The 21,362-nt window shown below is 65.9% G+C and carries 17 protein-coding genes; 9 read left to right on the forward strand and 8 right to left on the reverse strand.

Going from position 1 to position 21,362, the window contains the following annotated elements; translation table 11 throughout:
* Positions 1 to 203: 203 nt before the first annotated feature.
* Positions 204 to 1,442, reverse strand: coding sequence for an aspartyl protease family protein (locus AC3ANK_RS08260; protein ID WP_484172690.1), 1,239 nt, complete (start codon positions 1,440 to 1,442; stop codon positions 204 to 206).
* A gap of 171 nt (positions 1,443 to 1,613) precedes the next feature.
* Here AC3ANK_RS08260 and AC3ANK_RS08265 point away from each other — a divergent pair, with 171 nt between their 5' ends.
* Both AC3ANK_RS08265 and AC3ANK_RS08270 read left to right on the forward strand, forming a co-directional pair.
* Positions 1,614 to 2,120 (forward strand): DUF2975 domain-containing protein, encoded by a 507-nt coding sequence (locus AC3ANK_RS08265; protein WP_206858606.1) that lies wholly within the window; start codon positions 1,614 to 1,616, stop codon positions 2,118 to 2,120.
* Between the two features lie 9 nt (positions 2,121 to 2,129).
* Positions 2,130 to 2,348, forward strand: a complete 219-nt coding sequence (locus AC3ANK_RS08270; RefSeq protein WP_206858603.1) for a helix-turn-helix domain-containing protein — start codon at positions 2,130 to 2,132, stop codon at positions 2,346 to 2,348.
* Positions 2,349 to 2,351: 3 nt separating this feature from the next.
* Here the strand turns inward: AC3ANK_RS08270 and AC3ANK_RS08275 are convergent, their stop codons facing one another.
* The 4 genes from AC3ANK_RS08275 to AC3ANK_RS08290 form a co-directional block, all read right to left on the reverse strand.
* The gene (locus AC3ANK_RS08275) at positions 2,352 to 3,104 is read right to left on the reverse strand and encodes a DUF2092 domain-containing protein (protein ID WP_484172691.1); all 753 of its coding nucleotides are present in this window, start codon (positions 3,102 to 3,104) and stop codon (positions 2,352 to 2,354) included.
* 17 nt (positions 3,105 to 3,121) lie between these two features.
* Entirely contained in the window at positions 3,122 to 4,015 is an 894-nt protein-coding gene (locus tag AC3ANK_RS08280) for a DUF2950 domain-containing protein (protein ID WP_484172692.1), read from the reverse strand.
* Positions 4,016 to 4,031: 16 nt separating this feature from the next.
* Positions 4,032 to 5,411, reverse strand: a complete 1,380-nt coding sequence (locus AC3ANK_RS08285) for a DUF3300 domain-containing protein (RefSeq protein ID WP_206858573.1) — start codon at positions 5,409 to 5,411, stop codon at positions 4,032 to 4,034.
* Positions 5,412 to 5,472: 61 nt separating this feature from the next.
* Positions 5,473 to 6,243 (reverse strand): OmpA family protein, encoded by a 771-nt coding sequence (locus tag AC3ANK_RS08290; RefSeq protein ID WP_484172693.1) that lies wholly within the window; start codon positions 6,241 to 6,243, stop codon positions 5,473 to 5,475.
* A 463-nt stretch (positions 6,244 to 6,706) separates the two neighbouring features.
* Here AC3ANK_RS08290 and AC3ANK_RS08295 point away from each other — a divergent pair, with 463 nt between their 5' ends.
* The 7 genes from AC3ANK_RS08295 to AC3ANK_RS08325 all read left to right on the forward strand — a co-directional run bounded on the left by AC3ANK_RS08295 (position 6,707) and on the right by AC3ANK_RS08325 (position 15,078).
* Complete coding sequence (locus tag AC3ANK_RS08295; RefSeq protein WP_484172694.1) at positions 6,707 to 8,920, forward strand: type VI secretion system Vgr family protein; 2,214 nt, start codon at positions 6,707 to 6,709, stop codon at positions 8,918 to 8,920.
* A 7-nt stretch (positions 8,921 to 8,927) separates the two neighbouring features.
* Positions 8,928 to 9,056, forward strand: a complete 129-nt coding sequence (locus AC3ANK_RS08300; RefSeq protein WP_484172695.1) for a hypothetical protein — start codon at positions 8,928 to 8,930, stop codon at positions 9,054 to 9,056.
* On the forward strand, positions 9,056 to 9,901 hold the full coding sequence (locus tag AC3ANK_RS08305; protein ID WP_484172696.1) for a VRR-NUC domain-containing protein: 846 nt from the start codon (positions 9,056 to 9,058) through the stop codon (positions 9,899 to 9,901). Before AC3ANK_RS08300 ends, AC3ANK_RS08305 begins: the two co-directional genes overlap by 1 nt.
* A 17-nt stretch (positions 9,902 to 9,918) precedes the next feature.
* Entirely contained in the window at positions 9,919 to 11,115 is a 1,197-nt protein-coding gene (locus AC3ANK_RS08310) for a type VI immunity family protein (RefSeq protein ID WP_484172697.1), read from the forward strand.
* Positions 11,091 to 13,064 (forward strand): hypothetical protein, encoded by a 1,974-nt coding sequence (locus tag AC3ANK_RS08315; RefSeq protein ID WP_484172698.1) that lies wholly within the window; start codon positions 11,091 to 11,093, stop codon positions 13,062 to 13,064. Before AC3ANK_RS08310 ends, AC3ANK_RS08315 begins: the two co-directional genes overlap by 25 nt.
* A gap of 364 nt (positions 13,065 to 13,428) precedes the next feature.
* The gene (locus AC3ANK_RS08320) at positions 13,429 to 13,827 is read left to right on the forward strand and encodes a DUF6708 domain-containing protein (protein ID WP_484172699.1); all 399 of its coding nucleotides are present in this window, start codon (positions 13,429 to 13,431) and stop codon (positions 13,825 to 13,827) included.
* Between the two features lie 207 nt (positions 13,828 to 14,034).
* Positions 14,035 to 15,078 (forward strand): DUF2167 domain-containing protein, encoded by a 1,044-nt coding sequence (locus AC3ANK_RS08325; RefSeq protein ID WP_484172700.1) that lies wholly within the window; start codon positions 14,035 to 14,037, stop codon positions 15,076 to 15,078.
* 367 nt (positions 15,079 to 15,445) lie between these two features.
* On the opposite strand, the gene AC3ANK_RS08330 is transcribed toward AC3ANK_RS08325, so the two are convergent.
* Genes AC3ANK_RS08330 through AC3ANK_RS08340 form a run of 3 tightly spaced genes read right to left on the reverse strand, consistent with a single transcriptional unit; the run spans position 15,446 to position 21,359 of the window.
* Positions 15,446 to 16,846 carry an OprD family outer membrane porin gene (locus AC3ANK_RS08330; protein ID WP_484172701.1) on the reverse strand — a complete coding sequence of 467 codons (1,401 nt, stop codon included), beginning with the start codon at positions 16,844 to 16,846 and terminating at the stop codon, positions 15,446 to 15,448.
* A gap of 16 nt (positions 16,847 to 16,862) precedes the next feature.
* Positions 16,863 to 18,563, reverse strand: a complete 1,701-nt coding sequence (locus AC3ANK_RS08335; RefSeq protein WP_206858521.1) for an aspartate:alanine exchanger family transporter — start codon at positions 18,561 to 18,563, stop codon at positions 16,863 to 16,865.
* 42 nt (positions 18,564 to 18,605) lie between these two features.
* Positions 18,606 to 21,359, reverse strand: a complete 2,754-nt coding sequence (locus AC3ANK_RS08340; RefSeq protein WP_484172702.1) for an Orn/Lys/Arg family decarboxylase — start codon at positions 21,357 to 21,359, stop codon at positions 18,606 to 18,608.
* Positions 21,360 to 21,362 lie beyond the last annotated feature (3 nt).

Consider the following 21,362-nt stretch of genomic DNA (forward strand, 5'->3'; position numbering starts at 1 on the left):
GCGGTGATGGTCGGGGGAGCGGGGTAAATGTGTCGTGCAGGTGGTGTGGTCGGTTTGAACCCCTCTCCCTGCGGCGACCGGAGGGAGTGCAGAGCTGAGAGGGGTTGGGGTGAGGGGCGATGTCTCGCGTCGAAGCAGAGCCCCAGGAGCAGAATGGGCTCGAGCTTTCGCTGGAATGACGGAGGAAGGCTGCGCCGGAGTCTTTATCCCCCAGCCACCCGCGCCCCCACCTCGAACGTCATCGTCTCGAAATCCAGCGTCCAGTGCTCGAACTGGTCCAGCACGTCGCCGCCCATCAGGCCGAAGTTCTGCGCCTGCACGTGGGCGCCGTCCTCGACCACGACCGGCAGCTCCGCCAGCGTGGCGCGCGCACCGGCCACATCGACGTGCGCGTTCGGCATCAGCGCGGAAACGCGCGTGGTGGAGCCGCCGGCGCCGGCCATGCGCTCGTCCTTGCGCGGCAGGCCGTCGACGAGATGCGGATGACGCTGCGCGAAGCGCGTGGTCAGGAACGAGCGCGGGCCGCCGCTGTCCAGGTGCAGCGCGAGCGGCACGTCGCGGACTTTCGCGTCCACGTACAACGCATTGGACACCACGCGCAGGTTCTCCGTCGTCGCGGCGCGCGCCCCCGGTTCCGGCACCAGCGCGCCGTCCCGTTCGAAGCGCAGGCGCCGGAATTCGCGCAGCACCGGGAAGCCGATGATCGCGTCGATCGAATAACCGCCCGGCACCGGCAGTTGCAGTTGCGCGTCGTCGAGCACGAGGAAGGCGACGTCGCGCAGTTCCAGCCCGGCGAAGGCGAAACGTTCGGCGATGCCGATGCGCGTGGGCACGGCCTGGCGGGCCGCGCTGCCGATGGTCGCCGCGCCATCGAGCATGCGCAGGCCGAGCTTCGTGGCGGTGCTTTGCGACACCACCGACAGGCCCGCGCCCGTGTCGAGCACGGCGTCCTGCACGAGACCGTTCACCGTCGCGTCGGCGCGCGACAGGCCGACCTTGTCGCGGCGCGTCGTCACCGTCTCCGGCGCGAGCGTTTCCACTGCCTGTCGCGGCGCGGCCGACATCGCGCCCGCCAGCGCGGCCAGGCGTTGCGCGTCGTCGATGTCCTTCTGCGGCGCGCGGCGTTCGCGCAGCACGTCCTGCCAGCGCTGCGCGGCGCGGGCCGCTTCGGCGTAATCGCCGGAAGTGAACGCCGCATCGGCAAGCACCGCCCAGGCGCGCGAGCGATGCGCGGCCGACGCTTCCGCATCCTGCGCGACCGGGCGGGCGAGGGCGATGGCCTCATGCGAACGCAGGCGCGCCGCGGCGATGCGCGCCGTCGCGATGGCGGCGAGTTCCGGCTCGACGCCGGCGATGTCCAGGCGTTCGAGCGCGAACACGTCGCCGGCGTCGGCGTCCTCCAGCGCCTGTTCGACGGCGGCCTGTTTGGAAGGGACCGTCAACGCGGCCGGAGGCGTCGAGTCGGAAGCGGACGCAATGCCATGGGCGACCAGCAGCGAGGCCGCGAGAAGGGGCGCCCGAAAGGCGGGATGTGGATTGCCGATGCGCATGTTAGTATTTGCCTGACATGAAATAATTTCTGTAAAACAGAAACTAATATGCGCAAGTCGGAAATGTCAACGAGCCTGGCGCGGCACGCGCGCCTGCTTCGCTATGCCGCGCTCGCGGCGGGCGCCTTCTATATGGTCGCGACGCTCGCCGCGCTGCTGGCCCTGAACGGCTGGGGCGGGCGCTTCGTCTCGGCGACGCTGGAGCCTGGCGCACTTCCGCTGCGCTGGGCCGCATGGACGGCGGTGGTCGTCGCGCTGCTCATCGGTACGGCGCTGTTCGAACTGGCGCGCATGCTCGGCCGGGTGGGACGCGATCGCGTGTTCTCGGCCGACGCGACGCGGCACTTCCGGCGCTTCGCGTTGCTGTTCCTGCTCGCGGCCATCGTCCGCGTGGCGTTGCCGGCGGTCGTCATGTCCGCCGACGCGATCGCGCGCGCCGACGGCCTGCTGCGCATGAGCTTCGATGCCGGCGACCTCGTCACGCTGACCGTGGCGGCGCTGTTCTGGCTGGTCGCGCGCCTGTTCGACGAGGCGGCGCGGCTGGAAGACGACAGCCGTTCGATCGTCTAGGAGACGCCCATGGGAATCGTCGTACGCCTGGACGTCATGCTCGCCCTGCGCAAGATCCGTTCGAAGGACCTCGCACAGCGGATCGGCATCACCGAATCGAACCTGTCGCTGCTCAAGTCGGGGAAGGTGCGCGGCATCCGCTTCGAAACGCTGGCGGCGATCTGCCGGCACCTGGAGTGCCAGCCCGGCGACCTCCTCGTGTTCGATCCGGACGTCGCCGACGATTGAACGTTATTGCCCCTGCGCCTTGAACCGGTCCCAGGCGATCTCGTTCGCACCGGCCGGCGGCTCGAAGACGAACGCGGCGTCCGGCACGCGCGCGCGTTCGTCCCAGGTGAGTTCGGCGCTGTAGCCGGGCAGGTTGGGATCGCGCGTGTCGACGAAGGCCAGCTTGCACGGCAGGTGCTGCGCGTCGGCGAAGACTTCCCATGCGACGCCGGCCTTCTTGTACGAGTAGTGCGCGCAATCGCGTCCGCCGACCAGGGCCTGGCCGGAATACGTCGCGCGCTCGGCCCCTTCCAGCAGCCTGGCCTGGTCGTCCCAGTGGAACAGCTGCGCGATGGGAATGGCCAGCCCGGTGCGCTGCTCGACTTCCGACACCATCGTCGCGAGCGTGCCCGGCGCTTCGATGCGCGCGTAGGTGTTCTGCGCGGGCGAGAAGACCGCGATGGTGCGGCCGTCGAACACCACGTCGCGATCGAAACCGATGCCGCGGATGGACGCGTGCAGGCGGTCCGGCGTGCGCACCTGGTAACGCACGTTGCCGCGGAAATCGCGGTATTCGCCCGAAGCCAGCGGCGCGCGCGTCTGCAGCTCGGCCGAGACGGTGTATTCGCGCAGGCCGCGCAGCTTCGTGCCGATCTGCGCGAGCGCCTTGACCGCCTTCGGATCGAGCGCGCGCTCGGCTGGTGCGCCTTGCCGGGCGACAGCGGGCGCGAGCGCGGCGGTGCAGGTAAGGGCGAGGACCAGCGCGATTGCCTTCATGATGGATGTCCCGTGGCTCAATCCGATGCGGCCGTGCGTTCGCCGGCTCCGGTCCAGCTGCTGTCTGGATCGAAGCTGGTCATGGTGCGCGCGATCTGCTCGCCCTGTGGGCCGAGGTCCTTCTCGAACACCTCGCCCTCGTGGCTGATCATGAAGCTCATCACGCCGCTGTCGCCGTAACGCGCGGGCCATGCGACAAGCGCGAAGCCGCGCGTCATTGCGTCGCCGAGCTTGTAGTTGTACGCGCCGCCGGGCGCCGACGGGCCCTGCGCGGTGAGGATGCGGTAGCGGTAGCCGTGCCATTCGCCGCTGGGCGTGTCGTCGCCGAACAGCGGGCCGATCGGGCTTTCCTCGCCGCCGTCGTCGGCCCAGTACAACCCGTCGTGGCTGCCGTTGGTGCTGACGAACTTCTGCGCGTACTCGAGCACGCCGTTGCCGTTGCGATCGACGGATGCGTAATCGATCTGCGCGTCGTGGTAGGCGAGCACCGCCTGTTTGGCCTCGCGTTCGTTGCGGCCGATGCGACGCGCGCGGATCTCCGGCTCGCCGGCCTTCAGGTCGAACGTCCAGCCGTTGGCGTTCTTCACCAGCGGCACCGGCAGGGTCCACGCTTCCTTGCCGACCGCGAGCACCTGGTGGGTCGCGTCCTGCGGCTGGAAGGCGCGCTTCTCGCGATAACGCGCGAGGAAGGCGTCGACGTCCTCGCGATCGACGCTGCCGCGCGGGATCACTTCGTCCCATTGCGGGCCGAGCACCGCGTCCAGGCGCGTTTCATCGGCGGTCTTCGTGCCGAGCGCGCCGACGAGCGCCTCGGCGGCGGCTTCGGGCGTGGCGAAGGTTTCCTGCGCGTGCAGCGGCGCGACGATGCACGCGGCGAGGGCGAGCGGGAGCCAGCGGACGGATGCGGTCATGTCGTCGTTCTCCTGCTCAGCGCCGGCGTCCGCCGCCGCCGCGCATCGGCGGGCGCGAGGGACGGCTCATCTGGTGGCCGCCGCCGCGCGAGGCCGCCGGCCGTTGCGATTGCTGGTAGCTGCGATGGCCGCGTCCGGCATCGCCGCGCGACATCGCCGGATTGCTCGCGCCGGTGAACGCGTTGCTGTTGCGCGCGCCGCTCGAACCCAGGTGCTGGTCGCGTGCGCTCTGCCGCGCCTGCGCGTTGTCGAGGCCGCCGCTGCGCTGGAAATCGCCGCGGTTCGGGTTGGAGGCGATATCGCGCGAGGCCTGCCCGGCGCGATCGCGCGCTTCGCGGTTGCTCGTCGCCGGCGCTTCGAACCCGCGCTGTTCCATCGCCTGGCGTGCGCGGTCGCGTTCGGCCGAGCGCGCGGGATCGCGCGTGGCGACGCTGGACGGATCGCGCCCCCGCGCCGCTTCGCGCTGGCCGGCGCCGTCGAGCTGGCGGCCGTAGCGTTCGCGGCTGGCGCTGTCGCGGTACGGCACGCCGTCGCGATTGGCCGCGTTGTGCTGCCACTTGCCGTCGCGGCTGATCTGGTCGCGGTTGACGGTGCGGTTGGTGTTGCGGTTGAACTCGTTGTAGCGGTCCACGTCGATGTCGATGTCGCTGTGTCCCCAGTCCAGATCGCCCCACAACGCACCGCCCACGGCCATGCCGATGCCGAAGCTGATCAGCGCGCCGCCCGGGTAGTAGTACGCCGGCGGCGGGTAGTAGTACGGCGGGTACGACGGATACGCCCAGGTGCCGTAGACCACGCTGGGGTTGTAGCTGGGGACGTAGACGACGTCCGGCTGCGCGGATTCGATCACGATCGTCTGCGGCGCGGCGGCCGTGCCGCCGGCCGGCGCGGCTTCCCTGGTGACCTTCTGCTGTTCGTTCGATTTCAGGTTGCCGGCTGCATCGGCCTGCCTTCGCAAGCGCTGCGCCGATTCCATCACCGCGTCGGGCTGCGCGAGGAACGCGTCGCCCAGGCGCTGCACCCACTTGGGGTCCTGCCCGAGCACGGCGAGCAGCTGCGGGAAGGCGACCAGCGACTGCACGCTGGGATCCCACGGCTGGCCCTCGACCTGCTTCACCGCGTCCTCGCCCTTGGCGTCCTTGTGCGCCTTCGACCACTCCACGGCATCGGCGACGTCGCCGGGATAGGTCGAGGCCATCAGGATCTGCGCGAGCAACGCGTCCGGATACAGCGCGATCGGCGCCATCATCTGGTCGAGTTCTTCGCGGGTGAACGTGCCGGACGATGCGGTCGACGGGTTCGCCGCAGCGGGCGATTGCGCCGGCGCGGCGGATGCGACGCCGGACGTCGCCAGCAGCAGCGCGGCTGTCGCCGCGGTAAGCATCGCGATGCGCATGGAACCCTCCACTCGCGCGGCGGCAGGTGGGGGAGGGAACCCCGCCGTCGCGATGGCTGCGTTATTTGCCTGCCTGCACGCCCTTGTCGACGATCAGCTTCACCACGACCTTGCGCGCGCCCGCATTGCTGCCGCTGCCGGCATCGGTGGCCACGCCCATGCCGTCGCCCGCGCGCACGCGGCCCGGCTGGAGGCCGGCCTGCTGCTGCAGGTAATCGGCGACGGCGTTGGCGCGGCGCACGCTCAGGCGTTCGTTGGCTTCGGCATTGCCGGTGGAATCGGTGAAGCCCTGCAGCACGACCTGGTAATCCTGCGTTTCCTTCGCCTTGGCGGCGAAGGCATCGAGGTCGGACTTCCCGGCGGGGCTGATCTTCGCGCTGCCCGAATCGAACAGCACCTCGGCGGTGGCGAGCGCTTCGTACTTGCCGAACTCGTTCATGCGCGCGGTGGTCGGCGCCAGGCCGGCCTGCACCTGCTGCGCGGTGCGGAAGTCCTCGGACTTGAACGACACCTCCGTCGCATCGAAGCCGCTTCCCGCCGCGACCGCGTCGATGGTGACCGGCAGGCCCGGCATCAGCGCGCCCTGTTCGGCCTTCTCGTGCACCACGCCGGTGAGGCCCTTGGTGCGCTTGTACTTCGTCGTGGGCGAGAGCGTGACCGTCTGTTCGGCGTTGTTGGCGTCCTTCACGACGATGGTGTCGCCCTGCACGGAGGTGATCAGGCCCTTGATTTTGCTCTTGTCGCCGTCCGCGGCGGACGCGGACGAGACCGCCAGCACGGCCGCGACGGCGACGGCGAGGGACAGCGACTTCAGGAACGTCGGCTTGTTCATCGTGGAGTCCTCGTGATGTCCGACGGGCGGCCCCGTCCGGTGATCCCCTTCTTCTACGCCGTTCGCGGCGGGGCTCAATTGGCCCTTGGGCCAAGGTGGCGCGGCGGGCGGCGCGCGGGTTCGGGCAGGTTTCGGGCCAACCGGCGCTCGTCATGCAGCTCATCACCGCGGGCGGGGAATGGCCGTTTCCCGCCGTAATCGCCAACCATCGCTTGCGACACCCACTTTCGGCGTGTGCTCGTCCAACTCGAAGACGAACGCGAAACGTGGAAATTCCGTGGAACTTCTTCCTTCGATGGAAAGAAGATGCACCGCATCGTGATGCGGTAACGCAAACGCGGCGGCGTTGCCGATGTCGGGGTTTGCCCCGCTGCGTGAAGAAAACGCGCGACTTCTTCGAATTGCGACGGACTTTGGGACGTGGGTAAAACGGCGGCTTCGCTTTGACTTCAACGGAGGAAGGATGCGGCCGGACGTAAGATTTTCCATCGCCTTGGGTGACGGGCTGGCGTTGGATGTGGTCCGTTTCGAGCTGACCGAAGGCGTTTCGCAATCGTTCCGGCTGGAGCTCGATCTTTCCAGCGCTGATGACGCGATCGATGCGGCGGAATTGCTGGATCACGAGGCGGTGTTCGCCATCGAGCGGGAAGGCGTCGGGGAACGCAAGGTCGTCGGCATCTGCACCGCGTTCGAGCAATGCGAAACCGGGTTTCGGCTCACTCGCTATCGCGCCGTCGTCGAATCACCCTTGGCGCGTCTGGCGCTGCGCCACGACAGCCGCATCTTCCAACAGGTCACCGCGCCGGAGATCCTGGCGACGATCCTGAAGGAGCACGGCCTGCAGGGCTCGAAGACGACATACCTCGCCAGCCACGAGCCGCGCGAGTATGCCGTCCAGTATCGGGAACACGACGACCAGTTCCTGTACCGGCTCGCGACCGAAGTGGGCATCGTGTACTGGCACCAGACCGAAGGCCGCCAAGGCCGCCTGGTGCTGAGCGATCGCATCGACACCGCGCCACTGCTCGACGGCGAGGTGCTGTACCAGCCGGCGCCCGCCGGCGATGCACCGGTGCCGCACCTGTGGCACTTCGTCCACCGCCGCCAACTCGCGCCGACGCGGGTGACCCAGCGCGAATACAGCTTCCACAATCCGCCCTACAACCAGGAACACGAGGCCCGGCCGTGGGCCGCCGAGCGCGCGATCGGGGAACTGGAGTTCTACGACTACGCCGCGGGGTACAAGCGGGCAGAAGTGGGCCGGCCCTTCACCCGCACCAAGCTGGCCGGCCTGCGCAACCTGGCCGAGCACGCGCTGATCGAAGGCGACGACGCGCGCCTGTGGCCGGGCCTGGCGTTCGATCTCACCGGGCATTCGAACGACGCGCTGAACGCGCGTTGGCGCGTGATCGCCATGCACCACCGAGGCGAGCAGGCCGCCTCGCAGGAAGCCGACGCGGCCGGCGCCGAACACGGCAGCCGCTACGAATACGCCGCCACCGTGGTGCCGGCCCATTACGACTGGAAGCCCGAACCCGCACCGCACCCGGTGATGGACGGGCCGCAAGTGGCGGAAGTGGTCGGCCCGGAAAATGAGGAGATCTACTGCGATATTCACGGGCGCGTAAAAGTCTACTTTCCGTGGGATCGTGAAACGGATAGGCAGGAATCCAGCTCCTGCTGGATCCGCGTCGCGCAGGGCTGGGCCGGGCCGATGTACGGCTTCATGGCGATCCCGCGCATCGGCACCGAAGTGATCGTCAGCTACCTCGATGGTCGGGTCGATCAGCCGATCATCACCGGGCGCACGTACAACGCGGCCAATCTTCCGCCGTACGAACTTCCAAGGCATAAAACAAGAACAGTTTTCAAGACAAAGTCGCACAAGGCGAACGGCTACAACGAACTGCGCTTCGAGGACGAAGCCGGCCAGGAAGAGATCTTCGTCCACGCGCAGAAGGATCAGAACATCGTCGTGGAGAACGACGAGACGACCAAGGTCGGCCACGACCGCACGGAGGACGTCGGCAATGACGAAGCCATCGCCATCGGCCACGACCGCAAGGAGCAGGTCGGCAACGACGAGGCCCTTAGCATTGGCCAGGACCGCAAGGAAACCCTGGGCCGCGACCACGTCCTCGACATCGGCCGCACACGCCAGCTCACTATCGGCAAAGACCTGATCGAGTCCATCGGCAACGTCCGCATCGAGAAGACCGCGACGGATCGCAGGGCCGAGACTGGCGGGCATTACGAGCATCGCGTCGAAGGGCGCATCGACGTCGAAGCCGGCGAACATCGTCCACCGCGCACGGGTCATCGAGATCGACGTGCAGGATCTGGGAAGACTGCGCGGGCCCGGTGGCACCGTCACCATCGACGACGCGGGCATCAAACTCGACGCACTGCAAATCCTCCTCAAAGGCCCGGTGACGATCGAGGCGGACGGCGCGGGGAACGCACTCTCAATCACCGGCAACGCCGCCGCAGCGCTCGTCGAAGCCCAAGGCCCCTACAGCGGCCGCTATCTAATGGTCAAGGACGACGGTCGCAGCTTCGCGGGCTACGGCTACAAGGTGGTCGATGGCGACCGTGTACTCGCCGAAGGCAAGACGGACGAGCAAGGCGGCACCGCCTGGATCGACACCCCACGGTCGCAGCGCGTACAGGCCTATAAGACCGTCATGCGCGACGACCAGCGCATCGCCGAAGCATGGGAGTCGGTGATGGCGCTTGTCGATTCCGCCCAGCCGATGGACGAACCCTCGCCCTTCGAAGATACCTATTTGGATGAACAGGAAGGAGACGCCTGATGCCGCTGCCCGCCGCAGCCGCCGCCATGGTCTGGGGCTACCGCGCCTATCGCGCGTACGAGGCCTACGAAACGGCCATGACGGTCAAGGAAACCGCCGAGATGATGCGCGACATCGCGCAGCGCAAGGAACAGGTGAAACAGGTTCTGCGCAACACCATCGAATCGTTCTCGAAGGAGATCGACACGAAGAGTTCCACCTTCGCGCTGGTCGACAAGGGCGGCAACAGCACGGTGTCGCGGCGTGGCACCGAGGGCGCGACGTACAAGGAGTACATCGAGCGCAAGATTCCGTTCCGCCCGGCCATCAGCATAGCCAGTCAATGGGCGCTGGCGATGCCGATCAAGGTGCCGCGCCGGGTGCGCAGGAAGATTCCGGGCGAGGTGGTCGAAACCACGATTGAAATCGCACTGAAACAGACCACCGCGTCGCTGATCTTCGAAGCCATCGACGGTGCACTGGACTGGAAGAGCCCGCTGAAGGCCGAGCCGAACTACTACCGCACCAGCCGCAAGGCGGCGCTCGACCGGCCGGGCAGCACCAAGCCGTACCGCGTCAGCGACATCTTTCCGTTCTGGCCGCGTCCGCGCGGCTGCATCGCGCCGGACCTGGTGATCGTCGAGTACCGGCAGCAGCCGTTCGAGGTGCCGAACGTGTTTGCGGCAGTGGAGATCAAGTTTCCGGGGGATTGGGTGAGGAAAGATCAGTTGGACGACTACGACGACGTCATGGGCGGCAAGGACCAGAAGAAGGTCGCGCTGCTGCGCGTGCCGGAGGATTGCACGGATGTCACGCCAGGCAACGATCAAAAGCCCAATGCTCCCGGCAGGAGGAAGAACAAATGAGCACAACGCAGCGACTTATGAGCGATGAAGATATCGCCGGCATGGTGGCCGATTTGAAGCTCTGGCCCAATGTGGCTAACGATAACGGCGACTTCGAACTCGCGATCAGCCCGTTCCTGACGTTCTATTTCCAGTACGAACCGACGCGCTACCTGGACGCGTCGCTGGCGCTGATCGAGGTGCACGAAGCGTTCGAGTCGCTGGCCGACAAACCCTACACCATCGCCACGCATCCGGATTCGGAGCGCCCTCACCCCTATGGGTCCACGCGTGCGGGCGACCTGCGCGAGTGGGCCAGGAAGAAGCCGCTTCATAGGAACTTTTTGTTTGAGTTCACCGACGAGAAGAACCATCGCAGTTCGCCCACGACCGCCGGGTACTTCTGGCGCGCGAAGGATTGGGGAAACAACGAGACCGCTTACTCCTACGGCCAGTTCTACTATCGCTGGCAATGGTGGCTGGACAACCGCGACGGCTGGCGCCGCTTCGTGCACGAGACCATCGAACGGCTCAAACCCGAGCAGGTCTACAGCGGCTTCGCGATGGCCAACCCGCTGGAGTTCGGCACGCGCTCGGAAGTGACGGTATGGGACCGTGCGCTGGCCCCGCACTTCTACGGACTGGATACGGACTATCCCTTCGGCATGAAAGGATTCCATGACCTGGTGCAAGGCATCCGCCCGCCCACCTGGGCGTTCTTCCTGTCCGATGTGTGGCGCGCCAAGCTCGGCAAGAGCCGCGAGGAAGTGCACGAGGCGCTCGACCACCCCCGTATCCGCATCGATGAGCTGAGCTGCGGGCAGTGGATCGAGCTGGGCGAGCAGCCTGACTTGTATCCGGTCGAGGATGGCGTTCCGCTGCTGCCGGTGATGCTCAACAAACTGCTCAAGCCGATCCGCCATCCGAAACTGGACCTGCTCGGCTTCGGCGAATGGGATGGCGACCCCAACGTGCGCTTCAACGCCCAGGACACGCGCCGCTGGCTGGGCCGGTTCGACGAGGACAGCGACTGGCCCGACGCCGCCACGCGCGCGCGTTCGCCCACGCCGAGCACATCGCGCGGCCTGCGCGTGCGCTCCGGGCAACCCTGCCCGTATCCGGCCGTATGGCAATGCTTGGAGCGCCCGATCGGCCCGCAGACGATCGCCCACGGCGTACCGATGCCACAGGTCGAGGGCCAGGATGTGACATGGCAGATGGTGCGGCTGGTGTAGCGGTGGCTGTGGCTATCTGCATGAACAGGAAGGAGACGACTGTCGACGGCGCCAGCGTGAAGCTGTGGCAGGGCTGGCTGAACGACCTGAATAGCCCGCCGTTCCAAGCGTTGACGCTGCGCCACAAACCGCTGCTCGACAACCTGCAACCCCACAAGAATGGCCAGGGCGAGCGCGAATGGAACGACACGCAAAAGCTGCACGACGCCCTCAACAAGCTCATCGGCAGCCAGGACTTCGGCGAGAAACTGCTCTTCGCCAGCGTGAAGGATGCCGCCGCGCAAACCCTGCTGGCGGTGAACTCCGCCGCCACCCAGCTCAAACCGCTGCTGGCGGCCGGCATCGAGAACCTGACCACGCGCCTCACGGTCAGCGGCCTGCTGCTGCACGAACGCGTGCATGCCACGCAGTTGAAGGTGACGATGACCGTCGCCGACTACTACGCGCTGCAATGCAGGACCCTGCGCGAGCAGCAGGCGAAACTGGCGCGGCAGGCCGGCCGCAAGACCGGCCAGCAGGTCGTCTCACTGCTCACAACCGGTGTGCTGAGCACGCAGTTGAACGACGCGGCCCTGGCCGCAAAGACCATTGAAGTCACGTTGTGGGTGGAAGGCAAGGCGCAGGACGTGCGCAAGCAACTGGTCAACGAAGCGGAACTGCTGACGTCGTCGGTGGTGGTGGGCATCGGCACGCTGGAGCCGGCGGCGAAGCAGGTGCTGGCCGACGTAAAGGTCGGGGCACGCGGTGCGGCAGATCTGACGCGCCGGGGGTTTGCCGGCTTGCGAGGCGCCAGCGGCAGCGGCGTGAGCCTGCTGCTGGCCATCGGCGGGCTGTACCTGATGGAAGATAGCGTGACGCAGAACTACAAGAAGCTGGAAGACACGGTGGGTGCGAAGCATCCGGAAGTGTTGGCCGCGTTTGCGGGCAGCAGCATGGGGCTGGTCGGCGGTGGCATCGAGGCGGTGGGGTTGGCGTTGCAGACAAGCATGGAGGGCCTGCGAGGTGCGGGTGTGCCGATCACCAAGGACGCAGTGAAGGTTGCAGAGCGGATCGCGAAGGTCGGTGCGGTGATCGGGGCGGCTGCATCGGCGTTTGATGCGGTGCAGGCTAGGATGGCGGCGGGAAGGGCATTGCGCGCCGGTGATAGTAGCGCTGGCGCTGCATACATTTGGTCGGCTAGCCTTTACGGCGTAAGTGCCGTGGCTGGAATTGTCGCAGTTGAAGGCGCGCTTGTTCTCGGCCCTCTTGGCATTGCCATCTTATTTGGCTTGGCAGCCTACGCTCTCTCGAAGTGGGCCGAAGGCAAAGAACCCACACCAGCCGAGCGTTGGGCCCGCCGCTCCTATTTCGGCCTGCACGACGAGACGCCGGAAATCTGGTGGAACTCGTCTGCTCACAGCGACATTGCATTGGCCGAACTCAATGCGGTTGTGTTGGGCATGGACACGGGCGTCGAGTTCAACGATGCCGTGGTCGTTTCGACGACCGGAACGGGTCTGAACCCCGAGGAGGTAATGCCCGCGACATTGGGCTACCGATTCATTCTTCCAGGCTTCACCGCCGCACAGTCTGGCTATGAGTGGTCGCTTACGGTTCATCGGCATACTGATTTCCAAAAGCCGCGTGCGGGTGACGTCGCCGCCCGAATGGGCGACTACGTCAGTGGCGAAATGCTGGCCAGCGGCTCGTATCAGGCCCCTTCGTTCGATAAACCCAGCATCGCCTTGCCAGCCGGAAAACAGCCGCGTTGGGGCGATTACGACAGGGACGCCACACGTTCCAACTCAATGGACGTGAAGGACGTTGGCCGCGTCGTTCGTGGTGTCATCGCACTTGTCGGTAACTTCAAGCGCATGAGCATCGAGGCGGCAACGCTTCGTGTCACTTACTGGCCGGATCGCAACCAGCCGGAGCTGTGCGCGGAAGTGACGATGCAGGAGATGCGCTGATGGCAAGGCCCAAACTGGACCCGCCGTGCCTCGGATGGGAACGCGATCTGCCCGCGCCGAACGATCCGCCGGAAATGTTGGAGGCATTCGGTGATCCGCCGAATCATGTGGATGATGCTTACCTTGAGTTCCCGCGATCATCCTTAAATTCAAGGGGAGTTCTAGTATTGCTCGGATTCATACTGCTCCTACTGGGGGTCTTTGAACTCCTTTTTCTCGTTTGCATGTCCGTACATCACCTCGGCTTGGAACTGCTGGGAGTACTAGTAGTGGCTTCATCGTTTTGGTTTGGGGCCATGGTCATCAGGACTGACATTTCCCCCCCCTAGACGAGCCCATCCGCTTCAACCGTCTGCGCCGCAAGGTGTACGTATATCGGTTCCACTACTGCTGGTGGCGGCCGTTCAACAATGCGCTGTGGTACGTGAAGCCCGAGATCTACGACTGGGACGACCTGCGCGCGGAGTTCTACCGGGTCTACGTGCCGACGGTGACCTACAACAGCGGCGTCAACATTGCCGCGGTCAAGCCGGGAACGAATAAGGTTATCGACCGGTTCTTCTTCGGCCACGGCATCGAGCGGGACAACTACTGGAACATGGCCGTGGCCTTCATGCAGAGCGGCCCTGACGTACTGCCCAAGTTCGACCGCCCACCGCGCGACTGGAACAACGAAGACCCCGGAATCAACCTTGCCCGCCGCTTCGCCCCGAAGGTGAAGTGGCCCGAGGCGATGGATATCGAATCGCGCACCGCCCCGTGACGTTCCTTGAGGCCCGCGCGGTCGCTTGCGATACAGCGGCGTTCTGGATTCGTCCGGATTCCACGTGCGCCTGCAAGCGAACGGGCCTTCCAATCCTGCCCTTGCGCCTAGCCCATCGTCGACGCCGGTGGCGAGCCGCACTGCGACCGCCGACGGGCCTGCGCACGGGCGCACCGGTTATAAGGCGATATATATAAAGGAAATCGAATGTTCAACGCGAAGATTATCGTTGCCGCTGTGTGCCTTTCTGTTGCCGGAGCGACCCGGGCTGCCGGGTCGGTTGAATTGCCATCGCCTCCGCCTCCGCCTCCGCCTCCGCCTTCTGCTTCGGCCGAGTCCAGTGCAGGCACTGACGATGCCGGTTACCTGATGGACGAGTGGACTCAGTCGCTCCAACGTATGGAGGAGGAACAGCGGGCGTTGCAGGATGGTCTTAACGATCCGCATTGGCAGCACGGACCTGCCGTGGTTGCTCTGAAAGGACCCGCGACGTTGAATCTTCCGGCTGGCTTCAAGTTCCTGCCGAAGGAAAGCTGGATTCACTTCGCGCGAAAGGCCGGCGTTGAAGGATCCGAAAGCAAGGCATTGATCGCCTCTGAGAGCAATGACTTGCTGATCGACATCGAGGTCGAACAGATCGGGCACTTCAGTCAGCAGGCACTCGTAACGAATCCGAAGGAGATCTTGGAGAAAGTCAATGCGATCAATCGGCCGATGCTGGTCAGGATCCCGTCCGATGGGAGCATCCCTTCGGTGAATCATGGCACCGCCATGTGGATCAAGGAACCTGCGATTCAGCAGGGCGTCCATGCATTGAGTTGGGCCTACGTCCTTCCCAATGGAATCTCCAGGGTGCAGTCGTTGCGCCTGGGACGTACTTGGGCGGTGGCATTCGAGGCGACGCCAGGTGGGGCGCCGACAACGGCCGTCGACGCCGTGGCGACGTTGGCTTCGGCAATTAGCTTCGCCGCAGGCGAGGATTACGTGGACAACGCGGCCAATGCCCCCATATCGCAGACGTCCTTGAATGATCTGATCGCAGGTGCGCCGTCGCGGGAATACGAAATGATCATGAATTCGATTGCTGCGCATGAGCCACGCGCCTGGTCTGAAGATCCCGCCTTTGGCAGGCGGGTTCTTATCCCATTGGCTATTCTGATATGCGGTTTGATGGGTGCGGCTTATCGCGGATCCGTCCGGCAAAGCGAACTGGAGCCGAAGCCGATGCAGCAGCAAGCGGACAAGGAGTAGAGTTTCCCCTCAGGCCGAAAAGGCCCGGCCATTGCTGGACCCATCATGCATCGGATGGGAACGCGATCTACCGGCGCCGAGTGATCCTCCGGGAGTGCTGGAGGCATTCGGCGATCCGCCGAATCATGTTGACGACGTGTATTTGGAGTTCCCCCGATCCACAGTGGGGGCCAGGGGCATCATTCTCTTGCTAGGGATGATTACCCTCTCCGTCGGCTTGTTAGGTGTTACGTGGCTTCGTGAAACACCTTCTTCTCATCCGGGCCTATTACTAATCGGATTATTTGTTATTGCCATGGCTACTTGGCTCGGAGGCTTCGCAATCAAGCGCGCTACCGCGCGGGCGTCGCCCCACGAAGGCAGCGAGTCAAAGCCGCGGCGGGTCGTAGAAGATCATCAGCCGGAAATCGTCCAGGTCCGATTCGATCGGTCCCTCCTGCCGCACGTGCGAGTAGCGCAGGCGCACCAGCAGACCCTGCAGGAAACCGTCCGCGACGGCCCACTGGAAATTGACGTTGTATTCGTCCTTCGCGTACTCGGTGGGCGATTGCGGGTCGGAGCCGTCGACGTACAGCGCGTACACGCTCGCACCCTTGATCCACGGGAAGGTGTAGCCGGCGCGCAGCAGCCACGCCGATTCGCCGTCACGGTTGAAGTCCTCCACCTGCACGCTGGTGAAACCGGGATAGCCGCTCCACGGGTTCTGCATGTTGGTGTCGCCGCCGGCACGTGTGTAGGCGGCGGTGAACAGCGCGGCGCCCTGAGTGAGTTCGGCCTTCGCGCCCCACTGGTCGGACGCGAAATCCGTGCCGCGCAGCCGGTCGTCGCCGACGCTGGTCTGGTTGGAATACTGCAGCGTGAAGGCGAGCCTGGTCTTCTCCGCCAGCGAAAAACCGTACTTACCTTCGGCGTAGAAGATGTTGATGATGTCGTCGCTGTAGTAGTCGATCGCGCCGAAGGAGAATCCGCCGGACTTGAAGTTCGCGCCCAGCGCGTACACGCCGCGCTCCACGCCCGCCGGCGCGCCGGCGTCGCGCGCCATCGACACGAAGTCCTCCGAGTTGCGCTCCTTGATCTTGTCGAAATACCCGCCGCCCACGCGCCATTCCGGCCGGCCTTCGTCGCCGCCGTACAGGCCCTGGAACAGCACGGCCTGGAAAGTGTTCGGCGTCATGCGCGCGTCGTTGCGGTTGATGTAGGGCGTGTCGATGCCGCGCCGGCCGAGGGTCAGGCGCGAGTCCTCGTTGATGAGGAACTCGCCGTAGACCTCGCCGAGCACGGTGTAGCCTTCCTGGCCGGGCGCGAGCAGCAGCGTGCCGTCGCGGTCTTCCGGGCCGTACAGCTTCTGCGAGGTGTAGCCGGTCGCGCCGAAGGCGAAACGCTCGCGGAAATAGCCCGTCTTGAAACCGACCGATCCGCCCAGCGCCCAGGCTTCGCTCGCGGTGTCGTCGTACTTCTCGCGGTCGAGGTAGAACGAACGCACCTGCAGGTCCCACTTGGTGTCCTGGAACGCCTTGCGCCGGGTGTCGCGTATCCACTGCGCGCGATCGCGCGGGGCGAACGCCTCGTTCATGCGCGTGGCGCCCTGTTCGGTCGAGGTGGGCTCCGACGGCACGTATACGTCGTCTTCGGTTTCGTCGGCCGCGTCGGCCTGCGGCGGCGCGGTGCCCTGCGCGGGCGTGGTCTGCGCGTGCGCCGGCATTGCCAGCGCACACGCCACGCATGCGACCGCGAGCGCGATCCGGGCTTCGTCACGCCTGGTCTTCACGTCGTTCTCCCTGCGCCTACTGCGACAACACCATCGCGAAGTAGCCGAACACCGTGTAGAGCACGCCGGAAATCGCATAGCCCACCGGGAAGCCGACCCACGGCACGGTGCTGTCGATCTCCTTCGCCGCCTCGCGCGCGGGGCCCGAGTGCGAGCGCGAGCCCGCCACGCCGCCCATCAGCACCGCCGGATTGATCTTGAAGAAGTGATAGCCGATCGCCCAGGTGATGAACGGTGGGATCGTGCTGGCGACGAAACCGGCGATGAAGATCTTCAGCGCGATCGATCCGGTCAGCTGTTCCAGCAGCGTCGCGCCGGCGTTGATGCCGACGATGGCGATGAAGGTCACCAGGCCCAGGTCTTCCAGGATGTTGCGCGCGGCGTTCGGCGTGCTGCCGAAATAGCGCAGCCGCGACACGATGGACGAGACCAGGATGCCGGACAGCAGCAGTCCGCCCGCGTTGCCCAGGCCGACGGAGAAATCGCCGACCGGCACGTTGATCTTGCCGATCAGAAGGCCCAGCACCATGCCGCCAGACAGCGTGAGCAGGTCGGTGGACGTGCTCGGCCGCGCGATCTTGCCCAGCAGACCGGCGGCCTTGTCCACGGCGCTCTTCAGGCCGGTGACGAACAGCACGTCGAGGCGCTTGAGTTCGGTTTCCGCGCCGACGGGAATCGGCTCTCCGGAGCGTTCCATCCGCGTCACCTGCACCTGTCCCGCGAAGTCCTCCGTCGCCAGCGAGCGCAGCGGCTTGCCGACGAACTCCTTCTCGGTGACCAGGATTTCCGCCTGGTCCAGCGGCACGTTCAACGCCTTCGGATCGTCCACCTCGCTGCCGAGCAGGCCGAGGTTGCTGGTGAGGTCCCCGAGCTTTCCGCCCAGCGCGACCACGTCGCCGTGCAGCAGCACCATGTCGGGCGCGGCGCCGAGCGAATCCTCGCCGCGGCGCACGTTGACGATGCGGTACTGCGGGAACTTCGCGCGGAACTCGGCGATGGTCTGGCCGCTGGCCTGCTCGTTCTCGATGCGGTACGCGCGAAGTCCACCGCCGCGATACCCGGTGAGCGCCGCGTCGTCGACGTTGCGCACGCCGTGCGCCTGTTCGTACTCGCGCGCGGCGGCCTTCGCATCCACGCCCCACCAGCGCGGCAGGTATTTGCAGATCAGGATGATGCCGACCGTGCCCCAGATGTAGGTCACGCCGTAACCCAGCGCGATCATGCCGGTGACCTGTTCCGGCGTGGTGCCGGCGGGCACCTTGTACGCACCCTGTTCCATGGCCATCTCGGCCGTGCCGATGGCGGCGGACATCGTCTGCGAACCGGCGAGGATGCCGCCTGCCGAGCCGGCCGGCAGGGCGAGCCACTTCGTCATCAGCACCACCAGTGCCAGGCCGAGGAACGAGCAGATCACGGCGAGGATGGTGAAGGTGATGCCGTCCTTCTTCAGGCTGTTGAAGAACGCCGGCCCGACGCGCAGGCCGACGCCGTACATGAACAGGTAGTAGAAGAGCGACTTGGCGAAGTTGTCCAGCTGCAGCTTCACGCCGTAGGTCGAGGCCCACGTCGCGAGCGCGGCGCCGACCACGACCGCCGCGGCGACCATGCCCAGCCCGTACCCCTTCACCGCGAACTTGCCGACGAGCACCGCCATTCCCACGGTGAAGAACAGCAGGATGTACGGATTGTCGGCGAGGAACTGGAAGAAACCTTGCATGGCGGCGGTCTCCGGTTTCGTGTGGCGTTGCTTCGCGCGGGATCACTGCGTGGACGAGGCGCGCCGGTCGGCGAGCTTGGACGGCTTGATCAGCTTGATTCCCTGCGCGGCGTGGTAGCCGTGGATTTCCTTCACGTCGAGCTTGCGCATGAAGGCGATGGTGTCGGCGGTGATCACCTGGCCGGGCACCATGATCGGGAAGCCCGGGGGGTAGGGGATGACGAAGTTCGCCGAGACCATGTCCGGCCCGTCGCGCAGGCGCTGGTCGACTTCCTCGCTGCGCAGCTTCACGAACTCGCAGTTGTCTTCCTCGTAGGCCATGAAGAACGCCGGGCGCATGTGGCCCTCGTTGCTGGCGCCGGAGGGATCGTCGCGGAAAGCGTCGTGGAAACGGCTGAAATTCGGCAGGTCCGGCACGTCGGTCATCAGCGAATCCACGCGGTCGGCGAACACCTGCCGGCCGGTCGCGCCTTCCTGCGCGAGGCGCGATTCGATCTCGCGCGACAGGTCCGCCAGCGCCTTGATCAACAGCGCCGCATCGCTGTGCGTGTTGTTGATGTTGGTCTGCACGAGGATGCTGTTGCGCGAGGTTTTGTTGATCTGGATGTCGAAGCGCTCGGCGAGCAGGCCCTTGAACTGCGTGCCGTCGAAGCCTGCGGCGCCGCAGATCAGCGTCAGGCGCGTGGGATCGAGCGCGAACTCGTCCGAGTCCCACGCCTCCACGGATTCGGCCCAGCTGGCGTTCGGCGGCCCGTAGTCGGCGATGCCGGACTCGCGGAATTCGGCCGGGATCATGTCCTCCGGCGTGGCGACGCGGAAATACTTGGAGATCAGCGGATGCGTGTTGACCGCGCGGCGGATCTTCAGCGCCAGATCGGTCATCTTCATCGTCAGCGCGTAGCCTTCCAGTTCCATCTGCCGGCGCGCGAGATCCAGCGACGCGATCAGCTGCAGGTTCGGCGACGTGGAGGTGTGCGCGAAGAACGCTTCCTCGAACGGGCCTTCGACCTGGTGGAAGTCCTCGTCCCACACCAGCATCATCGAGCCCTGGCGGAACGCCGACATCGACTTGTGCGTCGAATTGGTCTGGTACACGCGGATTCGCACGCGGTCCGGGTCGGGCAGCCCGCGCTCGTCGATGAGCGAGGGATCGGCGGGATCGCGGTCGCCGATCTTCGCCTTCCATGCGTCGTACTCGTCGCGATATCCGCTGCTTCTATATCGGCGCGTCAACGCAGCCGCCGCGCCCATCGCCGTGCGGCGACGATGCAGCGGGCTGAACCGCGCGAAGCCAAACCACGCCTCGTCCCACAGGAAGATCAGGTCGGGCTTGATCGCCAGGCATTCCTCCATCACCAGGCGCGGGTGGTACATGTGGCCGTCGAAGGTGCAGTTGGTCATGTCGATGACCTTCACCCGGTCGAGCTTGCCGGCGGCGGCGCAGTCGATCAGCGCCTGCTTGATCGTGCGCAGCGGCACCGCGCCGTACATCGAATACTGCGTGAGCGGGAAGGCTTCGACGTAGTACGGCTGCGCACCGGCAAGCACGAAACCGTAGTGGTGCGACTTGTGGCAATTACGGTCGACGATGACGATGTCGCCCGGCTTGCACACCGCCTGCACGACGATCTTGTTCGACGTGGACGTGCCGTTGGTGCCGAGGTACGCGCGCCTGGCGCCGAACGCACGCGCCACGGCGTCCTGCGCCTTTTTTATGTTGCCGGTGGGTTCGAGCAGGCTGTCGAGCCCGCCCGTCGTCGCCGAGGATTCGGCGAACAGGATGTTGGTGCCGTAGAAATGGCCCATGTCGCGTATCCAGTTCGAACCGAAGATCGACTTGCCGCGCGCGATGGGCAGCGCATGAAACGTGCCGATGGGCCGCAGCGCGTATTTCTTGAGGTTGTCGAAATAGGGCGTCTCGTAACGGTCCTTGATGCCATCGAGGATGGAAAGATGAATCTCCATCGGTTCCTCGACATGGTGGAACACGCGCCGCAGCGGCGCGGCCTCGTCGCTGCCGGCGAGCGATTCGGGCGCGCGGTCGGACAGCAGGTACAGGTCGAGTTCCGGACGGAAATCCTTGAGTGTGCGCGCGAGCCCCAGCGACAGCGTGCCGGGGCCGATCCGGTCCTCGTCCAGCGCGATGTGCCGCGCGAGGAATGCCTTCAGGTCGGGAATGTCGTGCTTCGAGGCGAAACCGAAACCGTCGACCAGCACCACCGCCTGCAGGTCGGTGTTCACCATTGCCGCGAGCGCGGCGTCCTCGAAGCTGCCCGCGTGCACGGCGGCGTAGTGGAACAGGTCTTCCGGGCGTCGCATGCGCCGCATCTCGTCCTTCGAACGCGCCCACTGCGCCGGTTCGCTCGGCGTCACCACGAGCACTTCGAAATAGGGCTTGTCGGCGAGGCCGGCGATGTCCGGCGGCAGCGCGTCGAGCGTCGCGCGGTCGAGGTCTTCCTCCAGGTTCCACACGGTTTCGTCGCGGCGGTAATCGCCGGAGAGGATCGCGCCGGAAATCTTGCGCACCAGCCGCGCGAACAACGGCGCATCGCCCTGCGCGAGCGCCTCGCGCAGCGTGCCGATGAGGCGCTCGCCGGGATACGCCCAGCAGTGTTCCATGCGCAGCGGCTCCTCCAGCTGCGATTCGCATTGCGACCGCAGCGGCGAGGCGGAGCCGGCCTGGGCCCAAGCGCGCGCGTTCGCATTGAGCTGTCGCCACTGATCGGCGCGCAGGGATGCGGCGACCAGCACGTTGGAGAGGCGGGTCGGCGCCTCGCTCTGCAGTTCCTGGTTCATGGA

The organism is Lysobacter sp. SCRH-1R, assembly GCF_057747855.1.